This window comes from Pseudomonas wayambapalatensis (genome assembly GCF_049942315.1).
In the GTDB taxonomy this organism is placed as follows: Bacteria; Pseudomonadota; Gammaproteobacteria; order Pseudomonadales; family Pseudomonadaceae; genus Aquipseudomonas; species Aquipseudomonas wayambapalatensis.
In genome coordinates this window covers 1-11,609 of record NZ_JBNFMU010000050.1, presented here as the reverse complement: position 1 = coordinate 11,609, position 11,609 = coordinate 1, and the positions used below count along the sequence as shown (strand labels likewise).

At 67.8% G+C, this 11,609-nt stretch carries 4 protein-coding genes; 3 read left to right on the top strand and 1 reads right to left on the bottom strand.

The genetic code is table 11. The features are described 5' to 3' along the window. The 3 genes from ACPZMI_RS01475 to ACPZMI_RS01465 form a co-directional block, all read left to right on the top strand. The coding region (locus ACPZMI_RS01475) for an amino acid adenylation domain-containing protein (protein WP_426351539.1) at window positions 1-6,468 on the top strand (6,468 nt) is incomplete at its 5' end. Window positions 6,469-6,528: 60 nt separating this feature from the next. Further along, complete coding sequence (locus ACPZMI_RS01470) at window positions 6,529-7,515, top strand: alpha/beta hydrolase (RefSeq protein ID WP_426351538.1); 987 nt, start codon at window positions 6,529-6,531, stop codon at window positions 7,513-7,515. A gap of 45 nt (window positions 7,516-7,560) precedes the next feature. Further along, window positions 7,561-10,539, top strand: a complete 2,979-nt coding sequence (locus ACPZMI_RS01465; RefSeq protein WP_426351537.1) for an autotransporter outer membrane beta-barrel domain-containing protein — start codon at window positions 7,561-7,563, stop codon at window positions 10,537-10,539. Between the two features lie 50 nt (window positions 10,540-10,589). On the opposite strand, the gene ACPZMI_RS01460 is transcribed toward ACPZMI_RS01465, so the two are convergent. Next, window positions 10,590-11,492, bottom strand: a complete 903-nt coding sequence (locus ACPZMI_RS01460) for a LysR substrate-binding domain-containing protein (RefSeq protein WP_186665391.1) — start codon at window positions 11,490-11,492, stop codon at window positions 10,590-10,592. Window positions 11,493-11,609 lie beyond the last annotated feature (117 nt).

Below are 11,609 nucleotides of genomic sequence, written 5' to 3'. Positions count from 1 at the left end.
TGGCCGCTGATGACCGGCGCTTGCCTCGTAGTTGCTGCACCGGGGCTGCACCGCGACCCGGCGCAACTGATCGAGCTGATTCGCCGCGAGCGCATCACCACGCTGCACTTCGTGCCGTCGATGCTGCAGGCCTTCGTGGCTGATCCTGCGGTGGCGGGCTGCGACAGCCTGACCCGCATCGTCTGCAGCGGCGAGGCGCTGCCGGTGGATGCCCAGCGCCAGGTGTTCGACAAGCTGCCGAACGCCGGGCTGTACAACCTGTATGGCCCGACCGAAGCGGCCATCGACGTGACCCACTGGACCTGCCGCGAAGAAGGCCGCGACAGCGTGCCGATCGGCGAGCCGATCGCCAACCTGCAGACCTACGTGCTGGACGCTGGCCTCGGCCCGGTGGCGGTGGGCGTGGTGGGCGAGCTGTACCTGGGCGGCACCGGCCTGGCGCGCGGTTATCACCGCCGTCCTGGGCTGACCGCCGAACGCTTCGTCGCCAGCCCCTTCGGTAACGGCGAGCGGCTGTACCGCACTGGTGACCTGGCGCGCTACCGCGCCGACGGGGTGATCGAGTACATGGGGCGTATCGACCATCAGGTGAAGATCCGTGGCCTGCGCATCGAGCTGGGCGAGATCGAAGCACGGCTGATGGAGCAGGACGAAGTGCGCGAGGCCGTGGTGCTGGCGGTGCCGGGTGCTGGCGGCCTGCAACTGGCAGGCTACCTGGTGCCAAGCACGCCAGTGGCGGACGACGCAGCGGCCGAGGCCTTGCGCGTTACCTTGCGCGAGCGCCTGAGTGCGGTGCTGCCAGACTACATGGTGCCGGTGCACCTGCTGCTGCTCGAGCAATTGCCGCTGAGCCCCAACGGCAAGCTCGAACGGCGTGCGTTGCCGCACCCTGCGGTCGGCCAGTCGAAACAGGCCTATGTCGCGGCGCAGAGCGCCGTGGAAAAGACCCTCGCCGGGATCTGGCAGGACGTGCTCAAGCTGGAGCAGGTTGGCGTCAACGACAACTTCTTCGAACTGGGTGGCGACTCGATCATCTCCATCCAGGTGGTCAGCCGCGCGCGGCAGGCCGGTATCCGCTTCACGCCCAAGGACCTGTTCCGCCACCAGACCATCCAGGGCCTGGCCGGTGCGGTGCGCATCGAGGCCGCAGGTCAGGAGGCCGAGCAGGGGCCGGTGACCGGCCGGGCGGGGCTGCTGCCGATCCAGCAGGCGTTCTTCGAGCTGCCGCTGGCGCAGCGCTCGCACTGGAACCAATCGGTGTTGCTGCAACCGACCCGGGCGCTGGACGCCGATGCCCTGGAGCGCGCCTTGCAGGCGCTGCTGGTGCAGCATGATGCGCTGCGCCTGGGTTTCACCCAGGTGGACGGGCAGTGGCAGGCACAGTTCCGTGAGGTGAGCACGATCGGTACGTTGCTGGAACGGGTCGAGGGGGGGCAGCCCGACGCCCTGCAAGCGCTGGGTGAACGGGTGCAGCGAAGCCTCGACCTGGCCGATGGCCCGCTGGTCCGCGCGGTGCTGGTCACTCTTGCCGACGACAGCCAGCGCCTGTTGCTGGTGATTCACCACCTGGTGGTCGATGGCGTGTCGTGGCGTGTGTTGTTCGACGACCTGCAGAGCGCCTATCAGCAGAGCCTTGCTGGCCAGGCTCCGGACCTCGGGCCACGCACCAGCTCGGTCAAGGCCTGGGCCGAGCGCCTGGAAAGCTATGCGCACAGCGAGCAGGGCCAGGCGGAGCTTTCGTACTGGGAGCGTCTGCGCGAGGTGCAGGTGCACTGGCCTGTAGCCGCGCCGACGCAACCTCTGCTCAATCGCGACGCCGCCACGGTGCAGGTGCGCCTGGATGCGGCCCTGACCCGGCAATTGCTGCAGCAGGCCCCGGCGGCCTATCGCACCCAGATCAACGACCTGTTGATGACGGCTCTGGCGCGCACCCTGGTGGCCTGGACCGGTGACGAGCACGCCCTGGTGCAACTGGAAGGGCACGGACGCGAAGCCCTGTTCGACGACATCGACCTGACCCGTACCGTCGGGTGGTTCAGTTCGATGTTCAGCGTGTGCCTGACGCCGGCTGCCGAGCTGGGGGCTTCGATCAAGCAGGTCAAGGAGCAACTGCGCGCCATTCCGCATCGCGGCGTCGGCTTCGGTGCCCTGCGTTACTACGGCCAGCCGCAGGTGCGAGCGCTGCTCGCGGCGTTGCCGCAGCCGCGGGTGACCTTCAACTACCTGGGCCAGTTCGACGGCAGTTTCGCCGTGGACGACGGTGCGCTGTTCACCCCGGCCAACGAGTCTGCGGGTGCGGAACAGGGCGAGGATGCACCGCTGGGCAACTGGCTGACGGTCAATGGCCAGCTGTATGGCGGCGAGCTGAGCCTGAACTGGATCTTCAGCCGCGTGCAGTTCGCCCCCGACGAGATTCAGGTCCTGGCCGAGTGCTACATCGAGCAGCTCGGCGCGCTGGTGCGCCACTGCGTGGAACTGCCGGTGCGCGGCGCGACGCCTTCGGACTTCCCGCTGTGCGGGCTCGACCAGGCCCAGCTTGACCGCTTCCCCGGCCTGCTGGAGCAGGTCGAGGACATCTACCCGCTGTCACCGACCCAGCTGGGCATGCTGTTCCACACCCAGGAATCGGCAGCCAACCTGTACATCAACCAGACCAGCATCGAGGTCAAGGGCCTGGACGCCGAGGCGTTCATCGCCGCCTGGGCGCAGGTGGTGGCGCGCCACGAGATCCTGCGCACCGGTTTCTGGACCGCCAGCCACCTGGCCGAGCCGCTGCAGGTGGTCTACCGCCAGGGCAGCCTGCCGGCGCGCTGCCTGGACTGGCGCGAGCGCACCGTCGAACCTGGCGCCCTGCAGGCGCTGGCCGATGAAGATTGCGCGCGCGGCTTCGAGCTGCTCGAGGCGCCGCTGGCACGCCTGAGCGTGGTGCGCCTGGATGACGACACCACCCAACTGATCTGGACCAGCCACCATATCCTCATGGACGGCTGGTCCAATTCGCGCCTGATGGGCGAGGTCTTCGAGTGCTATGCCGGGCATCCGCTACCCACCAAACGCGGGCATTTCCGCGACTATATCGGTTGGTTGCGCGAGCAGCCTGCGGCGCGTCAGGAAGCCTTCTGGCGCGAGCGCCTGGCAGGGCTGGAAGGGCCGACCAGCCTCAGCGCCAGCCTGCCGTTGCCGGCCGATGCGCAGGCTGAAGGCCATGCGGCGTTGTACCTGGACTGGGATGGCGCGCGGACTCAACGCCTGCGTGAGGTCGCCCAGCAATTGCGGGTGACGCCCAACACGCTGGTGCAGGCGGCCTGGCTGCTGCTGTTGCAGCGCCATACCGGGCAGCAGACCGTGTGCTTCGGCGCCACCGTGGCCGGGCGCCCGGCGGAGTTGGCAGGTTCGGGCGAGATGCTCGGCCTGTTCATCAACACCCTGCCGATCATCCAGACCCTGTCCGACCAGCAGCCGCTGGACCAATGGCTGCAGGCCCTGCAGGCCTGGAACCTGGAGGTGCGCGACCATGAGCACACGGCGCTGGCCGATATCCAGCGCTGGGCCGGGCAGGGCGCCGGTGGCCTGTTCGACAGCATCATCGTGTTCGAGAACTACCCGGTGGACGAGCGCCTGGCCCAGGCCCAGGACCAGCAGTTGCAGTTCGGCCAGGTGAGCACCCGTGACGTGACCAACTACGCCATGGACCTGGCGGTGCACCTGGGCACGACCCTGAAGATCGAGTTCCTCTATCTGGTCGGGCGTTTCACGCCGGCCAGCGTTGCGCAGATCCTCGCCAGCTTCGAGACCTTGCTGCAGGCGATGCTCGACCAGCCGCAGGCTCGGCTTGGCAACTTCGGCCTGCTCGATCAGGCCGGGCAGCGGCAGTTGGTCGAAGCCAACCGCCTGGGCGGGCAGGCGCCGACGGCACTGCTGGGCGAGCAGATCGCCCGCCACAGCCGCGAGCGCCCGACCCAGGTTGCGCTGGTGTGTGCCGGTCGCCAGTTGACCTACGCGCAACTCGAACAGCGGGCCAGCCGCCTGGCCGAGCTGCTGGTGGCGCAGGGTGTCGGCCCGGAAGTGCGGGTGGGCGTGGCCCTGCAGCGCTCGGTGGACATGGTGGTGGCGTTCTACGCCGTGATGAAGGCCGGTGGCGCCTATGTGCCGCTGGACATCGACTACCCCCGGGAGCGCCTGGACTGGATCCTGCAAGACAGCAACGCCTCGTTGATCCTCACCGAGCACAGCGTGCAGGCGCGCCTGCCGCAGCGCGACGGGGTGAACTGGCTGCCCCTCGACAGCCTTGACCTCGACGCGCCGGGCCTTACCCGTGGCGCCGCGGCAGTGTCGCCGGACAACCTGGCCTACCTGATCTACACCTCGGGTTCGACCGGCAAGCCCAAGGGCGTGGCGGTGACCCACGGCCCGCTGGCCATGCACTGCGCGGCGATCGCCGAGCGCTACGAGATGGACGTGCGCACCCGCGAGCTGCTGTTCATGTCGTTCGCCTTCGACGGCGCCCAGGAGCGCTGGCTGTCCACCCTGAGCAATGGCGGCTGCCTGGTGATCCGCCCAGGCGAACTGTGGACGCCCGAGCAGACCTGGCAAGCGCTGCATGCCGAGCGCATCGACATCGCCTGCTTCCCCCCGGCCTACCTGCAGCAACTGGCTGAATACGCCGAAGGCCGCGAGCCGCCGGCGGTGCGCATCTACTGCTTCGGTGGCGATGCGGTGGCCCAGGCCAACTACGACCTGGTGCGTCGCAACCTGCGCCCGCAGGCGCTGACCAATGGCTACGGCCCGACCGAAACCGTGGTCACCCCGTTGCTCTGGCGCGTCGCGGCCAGCCAGCCGTGCGAGGCGGTGTACGCACCGATTGGCACTCGGGTCGGCGAGCGCACCCTGTATGTGCTGGACGCTGCACTCAATCCCGTACCGGACGGGGTTGCCGGTGAACTCTACATCGGCGGTGAGGGCCTGGCGCGGGGTTACCATCAACGTCCGGACGTGACGGCCGAGCGTTTCGTCTGTGACCCGTTCGCGCAGGCGGGCGGGCGTCTGTACCGCACTGGCGACCTGGTGCGCCGTCGCCCCGATGGCGTGTTCGACTACCTCGGTCGGCTCGACAATCAGGTCAAGGTGCGTGGTTTCCGTATCGAGCTGGGCGAGATCGAGGCGCGCCTGCGTGGGCGGGCCGAGGTACGCGATGCCGTGGTGGTCGCGCGGGAGGTCAATGGCAGCAAGCAGTTGGTCGCCTATGTGGTGGCCGAGGCGGATGCCAATCTGGCCGAAAGCCTGCGTGCGCACCTGGCCGATGAGCTGCCGGACTACATGGTCCCGGCGCAGATCATCCTGCTGGCGGCGCTGCCGCTGAGCGCCAATGGCAAGCTCGACCGCAAGGCCCTGCCTGATCCGCAGTTCAAGGCGCGCGAGCACGTGCCGGCCAGTACCCCGCAGGAACTGGCGCTGGTGCGTATCTGGCAGGAGGTCCTGGAGCTCGACCAGGTCGGGATCACCGACAACTTCTTCGAACTGGGCGGCGACTCGCTGCGCGTACTCAAGGTGCTGGGCAAGGTCCGCGCGGCACCTGAGCTGGGCCTGAGCCTGAAACTGCGCGACATCATGGGCAAACCGACCATCGCCCAACTGTGCGGCAGCGAACGCAAGCCGCAGGCGCCGGATCCGCTGTTGGCGCTCAACCGTATCGTCGACGGCACCTCGCCGCTGTTCTGCCTGCATGCCGGCTTCGGCACGGTGTTCGACTACGAGCCGCTGGCCCGCTACCTGGACGGGCAGTGCACGGTCTACGGCCTGCAATGCCGCATGCTGCTGGACCGCGAGTGGCAGGACAGCTCGCTGGCGGCAATGGCCGGCGACTATGCCCAGGTCGTGCTGCGCAAGCAGCCTGAAGGGCCGCTGCGGCTGCTGGGCTGGTCGCTGGGTGGGCCGTTGGCGGTGCTGGTGGCCGCCGAGCTGATCCGCCTTGGCCGCGAGGTCAGCCTGCTGGGGTTGGTGGACAGTTACCTGCCGGGGCTGGCTGCACCGGGCGGCGACTGGCGTGACGACTTCCACGGTTTCGTGGCGGTCACCCTGGGCGATGCGCCCGCAGCGGCGCTCGACCCTGCAACGCTGACGCAACTGGACGCCGATGCCCTGGCGGTGCAGATCGGGCAACTGCGCCAGCAGGGCAGCACCTCGGACGTCTACGCCCGGATCGAGGCGCAGGACCTGGCGCACACCTTCGTCGTTGCCATGCGCCTGAAAGCCCTGGGCGAGGCTTTGCACGGGCTGCCTGCCGTGGCGGCCGAGGCGCGCTGCTGGTGGGGCGAGGGCGTCAGCAGCCGCGAGCGCGCCAGTTTCGAGGCGGCGCTGGGGCAGTGCCAGGCCAGTGCGGTGTTGGCGGCAGGGCACTTCGAATTGCTGCAGCACCCCAGCGTACTGGCGGATATCCGCGACAGCCTGGCACCGACGTTCAGCCATTGAAACCTCGGGCGCTCGCCGCACTGGCGGGCGCCCGTATCGCGTCTTCCGAGGAATTTCCCAATGTCTCTGCATCCTGACCTGGCCGGTTTTCTCGAACTGGTCGAGCTGGGCCGACTGACCGGCAGCAGCCAACCCATGCACCAGATGAGCGTCGAGCAGGCCCGCGCCGAATTCGAACGCAGCTCCCAGGTGCTCGACCCAAGCCCGCCTGACGACCTGCAGGTCGAGCAACTGCAGATGGTGGATGGCGAGGGCCAACCGCTGTCGGCACGCTTGTATCGCCGGCAGTCGCCGGTGGACGGCCTGCAGCCGGTGCTGTTGTATTTCCACGGTGGCGGCTATGTGGTCGGCAGCCTGGACTCCCACGATGCGGTGTGTCGTCGCCTGGCCATATGCAGCGACTTTGCGGTACTGGCGCCAGCCTACCGTCTGGCACCGGAAGCACCCTTCCCGGCGGCTGCGGACGATGCCCTGGCCAGTGCCCGCTGGCTGGTGGAACACGGCGAGGCGCAGCGCCTGGATGCCCGCCGGGTGGTGGTCAGTGGCGACAGCGCGGGAGCCAGCCTGGCCATCGTCGTCGCCGCCACGGCCGCGCAGCAGCAGGAGGGGGCGGTGTTGCGCCCGCTGGCGCAGTTGCTGTTCTACCCGGTCACCGATATCAGCCGCCAGCGGCCGTCCCATGTGCAATATGCCGAGGGTTACCTGCTCGAAAGCGAAACCCTGGAGTGGTTCTACCAGCATTACGTGCGTGACCCATCGCAGCGCCTCGATTGGCGGGTGTCGCCGTTGCACCTGACCTCGCTCGAGGGCCTGGCGCCTACTTGGATGGCGCTGGCCGGGCATGACCCGCTGCTGGATGAAGGCGTGGCCTGGGCAGATGCCCTGGAAAAGGCCGGCGTGCCGCTGCAGTGGCGGGTGGAGCAGGGGTTGACCCACGATTTTCTGCGGATGCAGGGGATGGTCGAGGCCGTGGAGGGAATCTACGCCGAGGTGGGGCGCTGGTTGAAGGCGGTCGGCGCGAGTTGTCAATCAAACGGTAATATCTGATAGCCATATTGGCCGGCCATCAACAATCACAATGGTCGCCCCAACATGCATTTCACGCCGCACCGTCTGGCCCTGTGTGTCGCCCTCGCCAGTGCTGCCCTGGCCGCCAACGCCACCGATTACCAGGTTGGCAATGCCAGTACCAGCACGCTGGAACTCAAGAAGGGCGACACGCTCAAGGTGACGCCGACCGGCAGCATCGTCTCGGGTGCCGACGACGGGGTGATCCTGCCCAAGCAGACCAGCGGCACCACGGTCAGCGTCGATAACGCCGGTATCATTCGCTCCACCGTGGCCCGCGGTATCGACACCAAGGATGGCGGCACCGACCAGAGCTTCTTCGTCATCACCAACCGCGCCGGGGCGCTGATCCAGGGGACCAACGACGGTATCCGTTTCCAGACCAACCCCACCGCGGGTGGCAGCCTCAAGATCAGCAACGGCGGGACCATCGAATCCATCACCGATGGCCAGGCCATCGATCTGGAGGCCCTCAACAACCCAAGCTTCAGAACCACCCTGGTGAACGAGGTGGGCGGAGTGATCCACGCCGTGGGCAATGACGCGATCAAGACCGGCTCCAACGCCACCATCACCAACTACGGGCGTATCTACACCGACACCGCACCGCAGGATGCCAACGGCCTGGACCAGAAATACGACGGCATCAAGATCGGTACTTCGACCGGCGTCACTGTGTACAACTACGGCAGCATCAGTGCCGACCGTCACGGCGTGGACCTCAAGACCGACGCCACCCTCTACAACTATGCCGGTGCCAGCGTTACCGGGCGCAACGGCTCGGGCTTCGGCTCCGACGGCACCGGCAGCGTGTACAACTGGGGCACCATCACCGGTGCCATCGCCGACGGCAAGATCAATGGCGATGGCGACGGCGTCGATGTCGACTTCATCGGCCACGTCTACAACGCCGGCACCATCCAGGGCCTGGGCGCCAAGGGCGTGGACAGCGGCGGGCGGCCCAATGGCAGCGAAGGCATCGCCATGGGCGGCGGTACGGTCACCAACACCAGCACCGGCCTGATCCGCAGCGTCGACAACGGCATCCTGGTGGACGATGGTGCCGAAGGTTCGGGTGTCGGCGCGACTACCATCGACAACGCCGGCACCATTCGTGGTGAGCGCGGTTTCGGTATCAAGCTGGTCGGCAACTTCGATGACATCGTGATCAACAGCGGCACCATCAGCGGTGGCAACGGCCTGGCATTGAGCATGGGCGGCGGCGACGATCGGCTGATCGTGCGCACTGGTGGGGTGTTCAATGGCCTGGTGGATGCGGGCGATGGCGTCGATACGCTGCAGCTCGAGGGCAGCGGCCAGTTTGGCAACAGCGCCAACTTCGAGAAACTGCTGGTCTCCGGCGGCACCTGGACGCTGAGCAGCGTCAACGATTTCAGCCAGGGTGGCGAGATCACCCAGGGCGCGGCGCTGGTCAACCAGGGCAGCGTGCTCGGCAGCATGCGGGTGGACCAGGGGGCGACCTACGCGGGCGGTGGTGTGGTCGGTGGCCTCGACGTCAGGGGCACGATGCTGACCAACACCGGGCTGGGCGTGGCCACGGTCAAGGGCGACCTGAAGTTCGATTCGGGCGCCAGCCTGGTCTATGGCGTCAACGCCGACGGCAGCAGCGCGCCGATCAACGTCAGCGGTATCGCCAATCTGGGCGGTGCCACCCTGCGCATCCAGCCGACCCCGGGCCAGTACCCCTGGCAGAGCCAGTACACTGTGCTCAACGCCGGTGCGATCAACGGCACCTTTGGCCAGGTCACCAGCGACTACGCCTTCCTCACCCCGAAACTGAGCTATACCAGCCAGTCGGTAGGCCTGACCTACAGCCGCAACGATGTCGCCTTCGACCAGTTCGCCCGCAGCGTCAACGGTGGCGCTGCGGCGCGCAGCCTGGCCAGCCTGGGCAGCGGCGGTGCGCTGTACAGTGCGTTGGTCAATACTTCGAACGCCAGCGCCGGCAATGCCATCGAGCAGCTGTCGGGCAGCAACACCGCCAACCTCGCCGCCGCCACCCTGGCCGGTAGCGCCCAGGTGGGCAGCACCATGCTGGGTGCCTTGCAGTCGATGGGCAGCAATGCCGGGCTGCTGGTGGGCCTGGATCAGCAGGACACCCCGGTGCTCGCCGCCACCGGCCTGCCCCAGGGCGTGCGCAACCTCAACGACCCCAACGCCCAGGGGCGAGTGTGGGGCCAGGCACTGGGCAGCTATGGCAAGGTCGATGGCAGCCACGGCGCCAGCAGCCTGGAGCAGCGCACGGGAGGCGCGGTGATGGGCCTGGACTGGGCGGTGGGCAGCGACTGGCGCCTGGGCGTGCTGGGCGGATACTCGCGCACCCGCCTGGACGCCAGCGGCCTGGACGGCAAGGTGCGCAGTTGGCATGCCGGCCTCTACGCCCAACGCCAGAGCGGCCCGCTGGCCCTGCGTCTGGGCGCGGCGTACAGCAGCCACGACGGCGACAGCAAGCGCAGCGTGGCCTTCGATGGCTTCGATGAGCGCCTGAAGGGCAACTACGATGCCGACAGCCAGCAAGCCTTCGCCGAGCTGGGCTATGCCCTGGGCAGCGGGCGCCTGAGTGCCGAGCCCTTCGCCAACCTGGGCTACCAGCGCTATCACCGCGACAGCTACCGCGAGAAGGGCGGCGATGCAGCGTTGGCGGTGGATGCCGACACGCAGGACAACGTCACCAGCACCTTCGGCGTGCGCATCGCGCACCTGGGGCAACTGGACAACGGCATGAGCCTGACGCCCCGCGCCAGCCTGGGCTGGCGCCACACCTATGGCAATCTCGACACTCGCACGCGCCAGGCCTTCCTGGCCGGAGGCGATGCGTTCAGCGTCCAGGGCAGCGCGCTGGACCGTGACAGCCTGGTGGTCGAGGCCGGGCTGGAGCTGGGGCTCAGTGCGCGGCAGAGTGTGGGCCTGGGCTACAACGGCGAGCTGGGCAGCAATGCACGCAACCATGCCGTGATGGGGCAGTGGCAGTTGAAGTTCTGATCGACCGTCAATCCACCTGAAGCCGGGGCCGCAAGGGCCCCGGCGGCGTTTCAGCGCAGGTCGCGTTCCAGCGACTTCCACAGCTCGAGCATGGTCGGGTTGCTGTTGCCGATCGAGCGGAACGACCAGATTTCCAGTTCCGCGCTCCACTCATCCCCGCCTGCGCGCACCAGCCGACCGCTGGCCAGTTCCTCCTCGACCGCCGACTCCGGCAGCCAGGCGATGCCATAACCTTCGCGGGCCATGCGCATCAGGTGCATGGCCATGTCGGCTTCGTAGAAGCGCTTGAGGTGAGGCTGCGCGTTGCCCTGCAGCAACACATCCACCACCCGCCCGAGAAACGAGGTGGTGGTGTAGGCGAGGTAGGGGATGGGTTTGTCCGCCGCCCCCGGCAGGGCGAACAGCGGGCGGCCTTCGGCGTCGGGCGCCGACACCGGGAAGAAGGCATCGCTGCCCAGGCGCAGGCCGACGAACTTGTCAGGGTCGAGGATGATCGGTGCACGCGGGTGGCTGTAGCCGATCATCAGGTCGCAGCTGCCTTCGGCCAGGGCGATGACCGCCTCCTGCACGTTGGCGGCCAGCACTCGCGCATTGAAGTAGCCGTAGCGGCGCTGGAAACCGGCGAACCAGGTGGGCAGGAAGGTCATCGACAGGGTGTGCCCGGCCACCACCTGGATCGAGCGCCCGGGCATGCGCTCGCCTCGGCGCAGCGCCGAGCGCAGGTCATGGAAGATCGACAGCGCGTCTCGGCCTTCGTCGCAGAAGGTCTTGCCGGCGGCGGTCAGTTGCACCGGATAGGTGCTGCGGTCGACCAGCTCGACGCCGACCCATTCCTCCAGCGAGCGGATGCGCCGCGACAGTGCGGACTGGGTGATGCAGCGGATCTCGGCCGCGCGGGAGAAACTCTTGGTTTCGGCGATGGCCAGCAGGTCATCGATCCATTTGGTTTGCACGGTGGTGGGCCTCGACCTGATCCCTGCAGGAGCAACTGTCTTGTTCAAAATCTAAACGCCAGCCCAATCTCCCTGTGGGAGCGGGCTTGCCCGCGAACACGGGCGTAGCCCGTGCCA

Excerpts from the sequence above, each read along its gene's own strand:
- ACPZMI_RS01470 (WP_426351538.1), top strand. The coding sequence starts at position 6,529 with ATGTCTCTGCATCCTGACCTGGCCGGTTTTCTCGAACTGGTCGAGCTG.
- ACPZMI_RS01465 (WP_426351537.1), top strand. The coding sequence starts at position 7,561 with ATGCATTTCACGCCGCACCGTCTGGCCCTGTGTGTCGCCCTCGCCAGT.